At 40.7% G+C, this 14745-nt stretch carries 16 protein-coding genes; 14 read left to right on the top strand and 2 right to left on the bottom strand.

Translation table 11 applies throughout. The annotated features are described in order from the left end of the window. Nucleotide 1: 1 nt before the first annotated feature. Together AC4IFT_RS07080 and AC4IFT_RS07075 are read right to left on the bottom strand one after the other, a co-directional pair. Complete coding sequence (locus tag AC4IFT_RS07080) at nt 2–619, bottom strand: DMSO/selenate family reductase complex B subunit (protein ID WP_206083314.1); 618 nt, start codon at nt 617–619, stop codon at nt 2–4. A 14-nt stretch (nt 620–633) separates the two neighbouring features. Then, the gene (locus tag AC4IFT_RS07075; protein WP_490734178.1) at nt 634–3069 is read right to left on the bottom strand and encodes a DMSO/selenate family reductase complex A subunit; all 2436 of its coding nucleotides are present in this window, start codon (nt 3067–3069) and stop codon (nt 634–636) included. A 907-nt stretch (nt 3070–3976) separates the two neighbouring features. Here AC4IFT_RS07075 and AC4IFT_RS07070 point away from each other — a divergent pair. The 14 genes from AC4IFT_RS07070 to AC4IFT_RS07005 all read left to right on the top strand — a co-directional run. After that, a complete protein-coding gene (locus tag AC4IFT_RS07070) occupies nt 3977–4525 on the top strand; it encodes a tyrosine-type DNA invertase (RefSeq protein ID WP_154627310.1) in 549 nt (182 codons plus the stop codon). 409 nt (nt 4526–4934) lie between these two features. Further along, nucleotides 4935–5249, top strand: coding sequence for a helix-turn-helix domain-containing protein (locus AC4IFT_RS07065; RefSeq protein ID WP_206083310.1), 315 nt, complete (start codon nt 4935–4937; stop codon nt 5247–5249). A 10-nt stretch (nt 5250–5259) separates the two neighbouring features. After that, nucleotides 5260–5490 (top strand): helix-turn-helix domain-containing protein, encoded by a 231-nt coding sequence (locus tag AC4IFT_RS07060; protein WP_490734175.1) that lies wholly within the window; start codon nt 5260–5262, stop codon nt 5488–5490. A gap of 183 nt (nt 5491–5673) precedes the next feature. Beyond that, entirely contained in the window at nt 5674–6210 is a 537-nt protein-coding gene (locus AC4IFT_RS07055; RefSeq protein WP_490734174.1) for a fimbrial protein, read from the top strand. A 68-nt stretch (nt 6211–6278) separates the two neighbouring features. Then, on the top strand, nt 6279–6815 hold the full coding sequence (locus tag AC4IFT_RS07050) for a fimbrial protein (RefSeq protein ID WP_490734172.1): 537 nt from the start codon (nt 6279–6281) through the stop codon (nt 6813–6815). Nucleotides 6816–6907: 92 nt separating this feature from the next. After that, nucleotides 6908–9577, top strand: coding sequence for an outer membrane usher protein (locus AC4IFT_RS07045; RefSeq protein WP_490750961.1), 2670 nt, complete (start codon nt 6908–6910; stop codon nt 9575–9577). A 56-nt stretch (nt 9578–9633) separates the two neighbouring features. Continuing rightward, nucleotides 9634–10422 carry a fimbria/pilus periplasmic chaperone gene (locus AC4IFT_RS07040; RefSeq protein ID WP_068439047.1) on the top strand — a complete coding sequence of 263 codons (789 nt, stop codon included), beginning with the start codon at nt 9634–9636 and terminating at the stop codon, nt 10420–10422. 39 nt (nt 10423–10461) lie between these two features. Beyond that, nucleotides 10462–11070 (top strand): fimbrial protein, encoded by a 609-nt coding sequence (locus tag AC4IFT_RS07035; protein ID WP_154627303.1) that lies wholly within the window; start codon nt 10462–10464, stop codon nt 11068–11070. A 10-nt stretch (nt 11071–11080) separates the two neighbouring features. Continuing rightward, the gene (locus AC4IFT_RS07030; RefSeq protein WP_490734164.1) at nt 11081–11617 is read left to right on the top strand and encodes a fimbrial protein; all 537 of its coding nucleotides are present in this window, start codon (nt 11081–11083) and stop codon (nt 11615–11617) included. A 10-nt stretch (nt 11618–11627) separates the two neighbouring features. After that, a complete protein-coding gene (locus tag AC4IFT_RS07025; RefSeq protein ID WP_434721022.1) occupies nt 11628–12125 on the top strand; it encodes a fimbrial protein in 498 nt (165 codons plus the stop codon). Nucleotides 12126–12127: 2 nt separating this feature from the next. Then, nucleotides 12128–12640: a fimbrial protein gene (locus AC4IFT_RS07020; RefSeq protein ID WP_490734161.1), complete on the top strand. Its 513-nt coding sequence runs from the start codon at nt 12128–12130 to the stop codon at nt 12638–12640. 18 nt (nt 12641–12658) lie between these two features. Beyond that, the gene (locus AC4IFT_RS07015) at nt 12659–13189 is read left to right on the top strand and encodes a fimbrial protein (RefSeq protein ID WP_490734159.1); all 531 of its coding nucleotides are present in this window, start codon (nt 12659–12661) and stop codon (nt 13187–13189) included. A gap of 6 nt (nt 13190–13195) precedes the next feature. Further along, nucleotides 13196–14062 carry an MrpH family fimbial adhesin gene (locus tag AC4IFT_RS07010; protein WP_490734157.1) on the top strand — a complete coding sequence of 289 codons (867 nt, stop codon included), beginning with the start codon at nt 13196–13198 and terminating at the stop codon, nt 14060–14062. Between the two features lie 567 nt (nt 14063–14629). Further along, a partial coding sequence (locus tag AC4IFT_RS07005) for a PAAR domain-containing protein (protein WP_490751057.1) occupies nt 14630–14745 on the top strand: 116 nt, incomplete at its 3' end.

The following is a 14745-nucleotide window of genomic DNA, read 5'->3' as shown; positions in this document are numbered from 1 at the left end:
CTTATACCTCCCTTGGGTTAGCTAAGTGGCCCGTGGTATCGTTCACTGGGCGGCTATTAGCATTCGGCTTAATGACAATATTCGGTTTGGTGTAATGCGCTTCTGGCAATGGCGCGATTTCTGCCAATGTGCCATAGGTTTTACGCAGCTCTTCGATTGGGCCAAAATCCAACGCACGCAGCGGGCAAGATTCGGCACAAATCGGTTTTTTTCCTTCCGCGACACGCTCATAACAGCCATCACATTTTGTCATGTGCCCTTTTTCGGCATTAAACTGCGGCGCACCATATGGGCATGCCATGTGGCAGTAACGGCAACCGATGCAAACACTTTCATCCACCACCACAAAGCCGTCTTCGCGCTTATGCATTGCGCCACTTGGGCACACTTTGACGCACGCAGGGTCTTCACAGTGGTTGCACGAAATTGACAGATAATAACTGAACACATTTTGGTGCCAGACGCCGTTATCTTCTTGCCAGTCACCGCCCGTGTACTCGTAAATACGCCTAAAATTCACTTCAGGAGATAAATTTTTGTAGTCTTTGCACGCTAATTCGCACGTTTTACACCCCGTACAACGGGCTGAATCAATATAAAAACCATATTGTGTTGTCATGATTTATCCCCTCCCTATACCCGAGCTACTTCAACAAGATTACTGTGCTGCGGGTTACCTTTTGCCAGCGGCGACGGGCGCTGCGTGGTCAGAACGTTAAGGCTTCCCCCATGGTCTATCTTGTTTTCATCTGGCGCATACCACGCCCCTTCCCCCATTGCGACAACACCTGGAATGATCCGCGGCGTCACTTTGGCATTGATGTGCACTTCACCACGGTCATTGAAAATACGCACCATATCGCCATTTTTGATATTGCGACGCGCAGCATCAATCGGGTTGATCCACATTTCTTGCAAACAAGCAGCTTTGATCACGTCGACATTGCCATATGTAGAGTGAACGCGGGATTTATAATGGAAGCCACTCAATTGCAGTGGGTATTGCTCGGTCAGTTTGTCCTCATGGCTTTCAAAGCCCGGGGAATACATCGGGATTGCCGAAATCAAGTCACCTTCTTCAAGGGTCCACGTTTTGGCGATATCCGCTAAGCGGTCAGAGTAAATCTCAATTTTACCGGACGGGGTATTTAATGGGTTCGCTATTGGGTCTTCGCGGAACGCTTTGTGTGCCACGACGTGCCCTTGCGGGTTCATTTTTTTGTAAATCCCTTGCTGCTGGAAAGTTTCAAAATCAGGCAGCTCAGGTAATTTTTCTCTTGAAATTTCATATAGATGACGTAACCATTCTTCTTGTGTACGCCCTTCAGTAAACTTATCTTCAACCCCCATACGGCGGGCGATTTGCGTACACATCTCATACACGGTTTTGCTTTCAAAACGTGGTTCAATGGCTTGGCTGGCAAAAATCACATAACCCATGTTACTGGCAGCACCATCAAGGCAAAAATCCATTTGTTCCGATGCAGTGCAATCTGGCAGAAGAATATCCGCATATTTTGCCGATGCAGTCATGTGGTTATCAATCACCACAATCATTTCGCATTTTTTATCGTCCTGAAGAATGTCATGGGTCTTATTGATATCAGAGTGCTGGTTAATCAAGCTGTTACTGGCGTAGTTCCAAATAAACTTAATTGGCACATCCAGTTTGTCTTTACCACGAACACCATCGTGGGTTGCTGTCATTTCAGGGCCGCGTTCAATGGCATCAGTCCATAAGAATACGGAAATGCTGGTTTTTACTGGGTTCTCAAGGGTTGGCATACGCTCAAAGGGAATATCGTAATTTCCTTCACGCGCTCCTGTGTTACCTCCGCTAATCCCCACGTTTCCTGTTAAAATCGGTAACATGGCAATCGCACGAGCAGTTTGCTCGCCGTTTGAATGGCGCTGTGGCCCCCAGCCTTGGCTAATATAAGCTGGCTTCGCACTACCGATTTCTCGCGCGAGTTTGATAATTTTATCAGCTGGAATACCGGTAATTTTTGCTGCCCATTGAGGCGTTTTTTCAATGCCATCATCCCCTTGCCCTAAAATATAGGCTTTGTAATGGCTATTTTTTGGTGCATTCGCAGGGAGCGTTTTTTCGTCATATCCAACGCAATATTTGTCTAAGAACGGTTGATCAACCAAATCCTCCGTGATCAACACATGGGCAAGCCCCGCCACTAATGCGGCATCAGTCCCCGGACGAATTGGGATCCACTCATCCTCGCGCCCCGCGGCGGTGTCAGTATAACGAGGGTCGATAACAATCATTCGTGCATTGGAACGCTCACGCGCTTGCTCTAATTGGAAAGTGATCCCCCCGCCGCTCATTCGAGTCTCCGCAGGGTTATTTCCGAACAAGACTACCAATTTAGAATTTTCGATATCAGAAACGCTGTTACCCGCGCCACTGCCGTAGGTATACGGCATTGCGCAGCTAATTTGTGCTGTGCTGTATGTACCATAATGGTTTAAATAACCACCGGTGCAGTTCATTAAACGTGCAATTGGCGAGTTCGCAGGCGGCCATGAACGCGCAACTGTACCGCCCAATGTCCCTGTCCCATAATTTAAATAGACCGCTTCATTGCCGTAATCTTTAATAATACGTTTAAGGTTACCGCTAATGAGGTCGTAAGCTTCTTCCCAGCTGATTTGCTTAAATTTCCCTTCACCACGCGCACCAACACGCAGCATTGGGTATTTCAAACGGTCAGGGTTGTACACGCGACGGCGCATGGAACGACCACGCAAGCAGGCTTTGACTTGGTGCTTATCACCATACACGTCATCCCCCGTATTATCGGTTTCAACGTATTTGATTTCGCCATCCACCACATGCATACGCAGCGGGCAACGGCTTCCGCAGTTAACGGTACACGCGCTCCAGACAATTTTTTCTTCGGGGGTTGGCGCCGCTACAGTGGCATTGGCGACATTGCTAAAAGGTAAACTTAATGCACCGCTAGCAAGCGCAAGCCCGCCCACAGTACTGGTTTGCATTAGTTTTCGACGGCTGATCTCCGATTGGAGTAACCCATCAGATAATGCTTTATCCATATCTGCCTCACTTAACATTGCTTCTTAAAGTTATAAAATAATTTTTGAAATTTATTTTTGGTATTTTCACTTCTCTGATTTCAATCGTTATTTTATAGCGGGCATATAGATGGGTATTGTGCGTGATCAATAATGTACGACAAAAGTAAGAAAGATAAACTTGAATTAAAAATTAACATTAATTTGTTGTTTTTCAAAACGTTAAATATAAACTGAATTTTTTAAATTTAGTGCATTACAAATCAGAGTTTATCACTAGATAAACAATCACATTATTCCAATATAGCCAATTTATTCGATATATTATTCCTGTGCCTTAAAATTAAAATAACTACCAAGAGTTGTTTTTCTAATATAGTTTTTTATTGAGAGAATGGTCTTAAGCTATTTAATCTAGCTAACTTAGAAGGGCAAAAAAAGAAAAAATTGTAAATTAAAATTTATACTCCGCATGTTAGAATTTAAAAAAATCGGAACGTTAATTCAATTACCTTTTTAAATAAATCATCATAATACTCTATTTATTTTAGATATTAATATTATATAAAAATAATTTCTAGCCCCCCTTATTTTTGTAACCGTCAAAAAATGGTTAAAAATAATTTATTAATTCTAATCAGTACACTAGTGTTGGTTCAACGACTGGATTTGTTAATTTTATGGGCATCACCTATGCGAGTTTAGCAAGCAAATAGTCTATTTCCCCTCACATTTAAAGGCAGGCTAAAAAATCATTTTACAGAGACAAAATTTTAGTTAATTAGGCTTTGATTGTTGAGTTAGTAGACAATAAATGAACTTTTATTCTAACCATAGAATAAAGTCATTATATTTATCTAAAAACTAATGTGTTAGGTTGTGTAATTTAGATATGATTGGCTTTTTCTGACTAAAATGGGAAACGCTCATGTCCACTCGTAAGTATTTAACTCCCCAAGAAATATCTCGACTTTTAGCTGCTTGCCGTTTGTCTCGACACCCCGAACGTAATTCTTGCTTAATTTATATGAGCTTTATACATGGCTTGAGAGCAAGCGAAGCCCTATCGCTAAAACTATCTGATCTTAACTTAGAAAGTAAAGAGCTATATGTACATCGTTTAAAGAATGGCTTTTCAGTGAATCATCCACTCATTGATGAAGAAATCCCACTTATTAAAGCTTGGTTAAATGTAAGACGTACATGGAAAGGAGAAGAAAGTCAGTGGCTATTTTTATCAGAAAGAGGAACAGCCATGACTCGTCAGCGCTTTTACCAACTGTTTTCACGACTCGGCGAGTTAGCTAAGCTGACTTTAGGTATTCATCCTCATATGTTAAGGCATGCATGCGGTTATGCATTAGCGGATAAAGGTGCAGATACGCGTTTAATTCAGGATTATTTAGGACATACCAATATACAACACACTGTGCGATATACGGCGAGTAATCCAGCAAGATTCCGAGGGGTATGGTGAACAAAAACCGACTAAAAGAGTTGTCAAAATGCACCAAATTGACAAACGTAATGAATTAGGTGCATCTTAAGTTAAATGAAAATACTCGTCAAATACGTAGCGTGTAAATAACGCTATGTATATATTACTAAAAGCAAGTACACCTCATTATGAAAAATCATTGAATTCATTAATTTTTTCATCTATTCAAACTCTTCGTAACACTCCAAGCTTACACGCCGTAATATTTTGAAATGATTTTTATGAATTATTCAACCAATAATTCATAAAATAAAAAATTAAATACAAAATAATAATCAGTATTGAAAATATTACTCTAGTAAAGCATTACTATTGTCAATTTGGTGCATTTTGACAATAGTTAAACAACCGTTAATAGATAACCTATTTATTTCACGGAGAGAATTTTATGCCATCTAACTTATCTCCTAAGGAAATTGTTGGGAGCAATATACTTAGAGCCCGTAGAGCAAAAGGCTTAAGTGGTTCTGATCTAGCTGATTTACTTTTATGCTCACAACAACATGTGTCACGTATTGAGCGTGGAGTTATTCGGCTGCATTTAGAACAAATTCAGCAAATTGCTAGCTCGCTTGATGTCGATATCAATTATTTATTAGATGGCGTTGGATTTCAAAATAGCTCAATAAATTATATCCATAATATGGAGTGTTATTTTAAATCTGAAGGATTATTTTCCCTATCTAGTCAATGTCTGAAATAGGATTGACATTATGTTAATAATCACAAAAACACAAAAATTTAATATTATTGTCGGAAGGAAAGTAAAAAAATACAGAAAGGAAATGAAATTAACCGCCGAGGAGTTAGGGCAATATATTGGCGTAAGCCAGCAACAAATTTCTCGTTATGAATCAGGCGCAAACCATATAAATATTGATTTTCTAGCTCAGTTTTCAGAGTTATTTAAGGTGCCAATTCAAGTTTTTTTAACAGACGACTAAATATATTTTTTGATTTTAATTTTTAATTAATAACTCAATTTTATTTTTTAGGATTTGATTTTTTGAATCAAGTCCTCGGGCTTTGCTTTTTCCAGTTCATTGCAAATAGAGTGTCTGCAATGAGCAATGAAAACTGACACTCATACTTTATTTAACTTAACAAAAACATAGGACTTTATATTCATGAAAATGAAATCTATTGCAATGGCAACTTTTATGGCTCTAGGATTAGCTTCTGCAGCAAATGCTGCTGATCAAGGCCACGGTAAAGTAACGTTTAAAGGCGCTATTATCGATGCTCCATGCTCAATCTCTCCTAGCTCAATCGACCAAACTGTTGAATTAGGCCAAATTTCTAACATGGCATTAGTTGATGGTGGTAAATCAACTCCACGTACGTTTGAAATCACTTTAGAAAACTGTGATATCACTAAACTGACTAAAGGCGTTCAATTAACCTTTAGTGGTGCAGCTGCATCTTTCGATAATACAAATAAAACATTAGGTATTGTTGGTACTGGTGCTGGTGCTGGTGTTCAGATCACTAATGGTAGCGGTAATGTGGTGACTTTAGGAACAGCTGCACCATTCCAACAAATTCAAAATGGTGATAACACCCTGAATTTCGCAGCTTACTTAAAAGGTAATGGCGGCGATATCAGCACGATCACTGCTGGTGACTTTAGCTCAGTAGCGGATTTCACTCTGTCTTACGAGTAATTCATCCTGAGCCAACAAAATTTATTTGTTGGCTCATTTCGACTGAATTGAGTGTAAGAGAGGAAGCAATGAATAATTCGATAACCTTTGGAATGTTTTCATTGATCTTAAGTTTAAGCCTGTTAACCGCGGCATCGACTGCAAAGGCTCAAGGCTCAGTGAATATGAATGGAAGCATTATTGAAACAGCATGTGCTATTGATGTCGGCAGCCGTGATCAAACTATTGATATGGGAAGTATTGCACTGACTCAAATTCGCCGTGATGGGCAAGGACCAGCTCGACCTTTTGTTATCCGATTAGTGAATTGTGTTCTTGAACGCCAAAATCCTGATAAGCCGAATTGGCAATACTTTCGTATAACATTTGATGGCTCCCATGATAGGGGATTATTTGGTGTTAGCGGACAAGCTCAAGGTGTTGGATTACAAATTCAACGTGAGGGGGATGGCGAAATTGCCATACCAGGCCAAGGAATGTCCGTAAATTCACTTACGGCCGGAGCAAAAGATCTCACCTATCGGCTGCGATTGGTGGCAAATAATCGCCCATTAGCATCAGGTCAATACCACAGTCAACTACGTTTCAAACTGGATTATGAATAGTCGGTTCCTCTCATGAATGAAGATCGCCTTTAACAGGTGAGCTTCATGAGCGAAATGACATTACGGATAAAAGAACGCAAAAGAAGGTCGAGATGATGACCCTGAATTTCATTCACACGCCTGTGTTACGGATAACTCGGCCTTGCAGATTAGGGCTTTTAGTCGCATTGGCTATTAGCTTTGGTGGTCACGCATCCGATATTAAATTTAATATGGATATGCTAGACGTCAATGATCGTAGCAATATTGATTTAAGCCAATTTTCGCGCCCAGGTTACCTCATGCCTGGTGAATACAGTTTTACGCTTTTCTTAAACAAACAAAGCATGCCGGAAGAAACTGTCTTTTATTATGCACCTAAAGATGAATCGGATGAGAGCCTCCCTTGCCTGAGTCCCACTTTAGTTGAAAAGTTCGGTATCAAGCCTGAACTGATGTCAACATTAAAGTGGTGGCATGATGGACAGTGTTTATCTCTTGAAAGCTTACCAGGAACTGAGGTTAAAGCCGATCTTGCGACTTCGGCTATGTATATCAGTCTGCCGCAAGCCTACCTCGAATACACCGCTGAGAATTGGGATCCTCCAGCTCGCTGGGAAGAAGGGTTACCTGGCGCACTATTTGATTACAACCTCAATGCCCAAGTCGGACAACAAACTCGTTCAGGACAACAAACCAACTACAGTACCAGCGGTAATGGTGTTGCTGGTGTTAACTTGGGAGCTTGGCGTGCTCGTGCAGACTGGCAAATGCGTATTGATAAGCAACAAGGACAAAGCACGACTACGTCCTTAGATTGGACTCGCTATTATGTCTACCGAGCCATCAAATCATTAGGTGCAAAACTCACCTTAGGTGAAGATTATCTAACCTCTGATATTTTTGATAGCTTCAGATTTACAGGGCTTAGCTTGGTTACGGACACCAATATGCTACCGCCTAATCTACGTGGGTATGCTCCAGAAATTACTGGGGTAGCAAAAAGCAATGCAACCGTCATCGTAAGCCAACAAGGACGAATTATTTATCAAACTCAAGTTGCTGCGGGTCCATTTCGTATCCAAGACCTGAACGATGCATTAGCTGGGCAAATCGATGTTGAAGTTAAAGAACAAGATGGCTCAACACAGCGCTTTACGGTAAATACTGCAAGTGTTCCGTATTTAACACGACCAGGACAACTGCGCTACAAATTAGCCGCTGGACGCCCAACAAATTGGCGTCACCATGTGAGCGGCGATACGTTTTCAAGCGGTGAGTTCTCTTGGGGAGTTAACAACGGCTGGTCACTCTATGGTGGTGGAATTGGCGCGAAAAACTATGCATCAGCGGCTATTGGGGTTGGTCGCGACTTAATGGTATTTGGCGCATTATCATTCGATATCACCCATGCTCGAGCGCATTTAGCTAATTTAAGTGATGTGGGAAATAAAACGTATCGCGGTAGTTCATACCGCTTAAGTTACTCAAAACGTTTTGATACTTATAACAGCCAAGTGACATTTGCGGGATATCGATTCTCAGAACAAGGCTTTATGAGTATGTCTGAGTATTTGGATGCTCAGGAAACGGGTGCTCGTCAATACAATAGCAAAGAAATGTATACCATTTCTTATAACCAGCAATTTTCAGAGTTAGGGCTCAGCGCATTTATCAACTATTACCACCAAACCTATTGGGATCAGCCCGATAATGACCGCTACAGCATTTCATTAGCGCGTTATTTTGATATTGGTAAATGGAAAAACCTTAGCCTCAACTTGACTGCGTATCGAAATCGTTATCGTGAAAGTAATGATGATGGCGTATATGCCTCGCTCACAGTGCCTTGGGGAGAAAAAAGCTCTGTTAGTTACAACAGTAGCTGGGATAAAAATGATAACTCACAGCGTGTGAATTACTACAGCACTATCGATGAAAGAAATAATTACCAACTAAGTACGGGGTGGGCACGCTCAGGTGCACTCGTGAGTGGCTATTACACCCATCAAGGAGATTTAGCACAGCTCAATGCAAATGCAACTTACCAACAAGATCGTTATCGGTCAGCAGGATTCTCTTTACAAGGTGGCTTCACTGCAACGGAAAAAGGTGCCGTACTACATCGTAGCAGCCAAATTGGCGGTACTCGCATATTTGTTGATACCGATGGTGTACCTAATATCCCATTACGTGGTTATGGATCTATTGTACGTACCAACCGCTTTGGACAGGCAGTTATTAGTGATGTGAATAGCTATTACCGTAATCAAGTTAGTGTTGATTTGAATGCATTGCCAGATGAAGCGCAAGTCTCCCAATCGATAAAGCAAGGTACTTTAACCGAAGGAGCGATTGGCTACCGTCAATTTGATGTTGTCGCTGGAAGCAGTGCAATGGCGTTGTTAAGGCTGTCGGACAATAGCACACCGCCTTTCGGAGCAATTATCTTAAACGGTCGTGGCCAGCAGGTCGGTATGGTGGGTGATGATGGAAATGCCTATCTCACGGGTTTAAACGCAAAAGATACCTTGCAAGTCCGCTGGGATGACCAAGTGCAGTGTGAAATAACACTCCCTGATACCTTGCCAGAAGATGAATATTTGCAAGCAAACTGGTTATTACCGTGCCACAACCCAGGAACAAAAGCAGCATCGTCAGCAACCATAAAGACGCAATCAGCCAGCCGTGCATTAGAGGCTGTACCGAAGGCATCAGAACTCGTTGTGCCCGTTGTTGAAAAAACAGTTCCAAAGGAATCAAGTCGTTGGTTACAAAAATAATAAAAATGATGGTATGCAAAAACGGTGAGTTCTCCTTAACCCTAGAAGATAACAATATGATGAATAACATGATGAAAAATAAAATGATGAATAAAAAAAATGCCCATAGAGCAGCATTTGCATTGGTTGGAGTTGTATTAACTTCAGCAACGCTATCTTCTGCTCAAGCGGCGGTTGCATTAGACAGAACTCGAGCGATTATTACGGGAGATGAAAAATCGATCAGTTTAAATATTAGCAATGAAAACAAACAATTACCTTATCTCGCTCAAGGTTGGGTGGAGAATGAAAAAGGTGAAAAAATAAGTGACCCATTTACGGTGTTACCACCAGTACAGCGTATTGAGCCTGGTGCAAAAAGCCAAATAAAAATTCAAGCTCTGCCAAGTGCCGCTTCGCTGCCACAAGACAGAGAATCAGTGTATTACTTTAATTTGCGAGAGATCCCACCGAAAAGTGATAAGCCCAATACACTGCAATTGGCATTACAGACACGTATCAAATTGTTTTATCGGCCGAAATCAATTATTCCAACACGTGAACAAATGGATAACCCATGGCAAGAAAAAGTGACTCTTACGCGCCAAGGCAACCAATATACGATTAACAACCCAACCGCATATTACGTTTCTTTTGTCGATGCAGTACCAAGTAAAAATGGACAAACAGTCACCGGTTTTGAGCCTGTAATGGTGGAACCAAAGAGCAGTAAAGCACTAAACGTTAGTGCAGATGCATTAGGCAATAAACCTGTGCTGACCTATATCAATGATTATGGTGGTCGCCCAACGCTGTCGTTTACATGTCAGGGAAATAACTGCCATGTGGTACCTGAAAAAAAATAGACTGATTTGAAATGTGTGATGAAATAGCAGGAGAATATCATGGCAAACACAAGCAGGATGCTCCGTTATGTGGGCTTAGGAAGTTTAGCGCTGAGTTTATTCAGCAATGTGGCAGCGGGAACAGCCCTAAATAAAGTTGATAACTGGGATGTCGACGGTTCACATGGCACGCTATATGTTCATGGTGCCTTGACGGAGAGTGCTTGTCGCTTAGCAATGTCATCAGCATACCAAACGGTTAATTTGGGGACTGTAGGAACAGGGCAGCTTCAGCATATAGGGCAAACAGGTAACCCAGTTGCGATTGAACTACGTTTAGAAGATTGTCTAAGCGGTGAAAGTCGCAGCCGCACTATGCAGGGAAATCTTTTGTGGAGTCAGCAAATGCCAGCAATGAAGATTCGCTTTTTGGCTCCTATAGATATTCAAGACGCTCGCTTGGCTGCGGTTGCAGGTGTTCAAGGGATTGGTCTGCAATTCAGTGATGCTACGCGTTCACCAATTAACTTAGGTGAATACAGCACACCACAGTTGGTTTCACCTGGACAAAATCAATTAACTTACTATGTGACACCAGTTCGTACCTCTGCTCAACTAAATGCTGGGGCTTATCAGGCGTTAATTAGATTTCAGGTAAGTTATGAATAGGGGCATGGAGATGAGAGGAGCTTATTTTCTTACGATATGCTTTAAAACACTTGTCCTAGCAGGAGTGTTTTTCTTCGGCGCGCTGATTTTACTAAGTTTTTCTCACAAAGCTATCGCTGCTGATTTAACCTCGAATATTCAAATTCGTGTAACAGTATATGGTGAGCCAGAATGTACTCTTGGCGGTGCAACAACAACCTCTGTCGATTTTGGCGATATACATCAGGCAAAAATTGATGGCACCTATGGTCGCTCGCCTATCAATTACAATTTGGTATGTAATGGCTTACATAAGAATGCATTAAAGATGACGCTGAAGTGGACTGATAGGCAAATCAATGGCGAATCATCAGTAACAACGAATCTTACCAATTTAGGTATCGCTATTTACCGTGATGGGACTCGATTGAGTAATGGTGCAACACTCAATTTTAATTATGGGAATTCGCCTGCTTTATATGCCGTCCCCGTTAAACCTACAGGGGTAAATTTAACATCAGGTGGTGATTTTACTGGCAATCTTACGATGGTATTGGATTACCAATAGGATGATATCAATGAAATTATTCCGTTATCTTCTCTCGGTCTGCATGATGCTTAGCCTATTTAGCCAAAGCCAAGCAACAACACTTGGTATCCAACTAAAAGGTCGATTATTGGTGACACCGCCCGAGTGCATTTTGAATAACAACCAACAAGAAACTATACATTTTGGCGATATATTGCTCCCGCGTATCGATGGAGTTCAATACAAGCGCACTGTACCGATGGGACTCAGCTGCACAAATCTAGTGAAAAACACTATAAAACTCACGCTTGTCGGTGATGGAACATCATTTAATAGCAATGGCGCATTGAAAACGAGTAACCCAAAACTAGGGCTTTCTTTTTATGTGAACAATGCTAAGCAAGTTATTAACCAGCCTTTCAATGTGTTATATACAGCGCTGCCAACCTTAGAAGTTGCTCCGGTAAAAAATAGTGACGCCAATTTTACGAATACTGATGGCGGATTTTTTACAGCGCTGGCAACACTGAAAATTGAGTATCAGTGAGAATGATTATGTGGAATAACAATCAAATTAAGCATTGGATGGCAGGATTTATAATGGTGATGTCCATATCTTCAGCACAGGCGAATTGGGCATTTGATGGCACGTTAATTATTCCCCCTGTATGCCAATTAAGCCATGACGACCCTATCAAAGTTTCATTTGGTAAAGTTGGTGTACGAAAAGTCAATGGTACCGCTTTCAAGCAACCTATTCCCTTTCAACTAGATTGTGTTGGCGATATGGCTCAACCGTGGGATATCAGCTTAATATTCGGAGGAACACTCGCAGGGAATGGATTTGATAATGCGACATTAAGAACGGTGGCACCGTTAAATAATGGCAAATTAGGAATTCAAATTCAGAAAAATGGACAACCCCAACCATTGAATGAAGCTTTTTTGATTAATGCAGCTTCTCTGCCATCCCTTTCAGCGGTTCCGGTTATGCGTTCGGGAAGCGAACTCGTCGGGGATAATTTTACTGCATCAGGCACGTTAACCATTATTTTTGAATAGGAGGCAGCTGTCATCACTATGAATATTAAACGTAATATGAGCTTTGCCTTTGGCTTATGGTTTTTGGGTACCACCATGGCCTTTTCTGCAAATGTGGAATTTGATGGCACGTTGATTGAGGATGCTTGTGATGTTTACCCCGGCGACGAATCTATTGAATTAGATTTCGGTACAATAGTTGATAAATACCTGTATCTGAATACTCAAACAAATAGCCAACCTTTTACCATTCGATTAATTAATTGTGATTTAGCATTAGGCCATGAAGTAAAAGTCACATTTATTGGCGCAGAAAGTTCAGCTTTACCTGGTTTACTGGCGCTAGATGCCGGAAGTCAAGCATCCGGAGTGGCGGTTGGTATTGAAAGTATTTCTGGCGCAGCTATCAAAATTAATAGTGGTAGTTATACCCAAGGGTTGTATGCCGGAAATAATAATGACCTAAGATTTCAAGCATATGTAAAGGCCGAACCAATCGCATTGCAAAATAAATCAATTGTGCTCGGTTCATGGGCTGCGAGCGCCACGTTCAAATTAGATTATGAGTAAACCATTATGTCTGCTAAAAAAATAAAAATACATGGAATATTAAATACAGGCCGTTTAAGTATTTTATTATTAATCATCGCGCTAACGTCTCTATTTCCATCTCGTCCTGCCAATGCAATCGCATATGTAATGCCTGTGAGCATGACCTCTGGGGCTTGGCCTCGTGTTGTGATGGACATTCTCTCTTGGAGTGAAACAAGCGGTGTTACTAACCCTTGTTATGGGCCAAATGAATGCTGGATAGGCCCTGATGTTCTGTATGCAACTGGTGCACCGTCATTGAGCGGCTCTTGCATAGATTATGGTAACTGCATTCGAATTAACCAATATCAAACACGAGAACAAGTTGCGGCTGCTTTTCGTAGTGCAAAAGGTATTCCTTATCGTGCATCGTTTGTCATTGATAGCCCAAATGCAACTTGTATTGGATTATTCTATGTTAACAATAGACCAACTGCGGGTCTTAGGAATGCGATCCAATGGCCTGGTAGTGTCTGTGGTAAAATTCCACCTACAAATCAAACATGCAGTATTTCTTTACCTGCCTTTATTGATCACAAGGAAATTAGTAACACAAGCTTAAATGGCAAGACAAGTTCAGTTTCTGGCAATATCACCTGCACACAAGCTACAAATATCAACCTATTTGCTCGTTCAACGACAGGTGAGAGTTATATATATTTAAATTCGACATCTAACTTTTATTCAAATCCATTAATTAACAATCAAAGTGGTTGGAGTGGTGCCAATATGAATATTTCTGGAAATAATGCGCCGAATCCATTTACATTTACGTCTGAATTACATGCATCTGGAACGGTAACCCCTGGATATTACACTGGTAATGCTGTAGTCATCATTGCATTTAATTAGTTAATCAAAACCTTAAAACGCAACCATTCACCAACTTAATATATGAACAGCGTATTCCACTTCAAATACGCTGTTTTTATCAAAAAAATTTTAGTCATCTTCATTTCAGAAATATATTTATAGATTTAGCTTTTCAAGACTAATAAAAAATGCCAAAACTGTAATCAAATTATTATTCTCTACAAATTTCATTCTTCATTTTTATGATTGAATTATATATTTTCATTAGTTGCTTTTATGGCATCTAAAGTAATAGAACCTGATATATCTGATGTCGATTTAGTCAGATTGACATCCACTAAATTTAAAATAATAATAAAAAACCAATTAAAACATAAAAACACACTCAGTAGCTTGATGTTTGAAAATTGAGTTACTTAATTCCATTACTGCCTTAAATAAGCCGTTACCATAATACTCTATTTATTTTAGATATTAATAGTATATAAAAAAAATCGCCAGCCACTCTTATTTATTGTAATTAGCCAAAATTATTAAAAATAACTTGTCAATCCTTTATTGCTAATTAACAATACAATCAAACTTAAGCTAAATAAAGGGATGTTCATGGCAATAGGCTACTTTTTACGCGTTGGTGATAAAACCACCTGTGGCGGTCAAATTTTAACGGGTGATAACACAATGCAATGGAATGGTGTTGCGGGTGCACGTGAAGGCGACCT

It is taken from the genome of Providencia sp. UF-183, from assembly GCF_058246155.1.
This window is presented reverse-complemented; position numbering and strand designations above follow the sequence as displayed.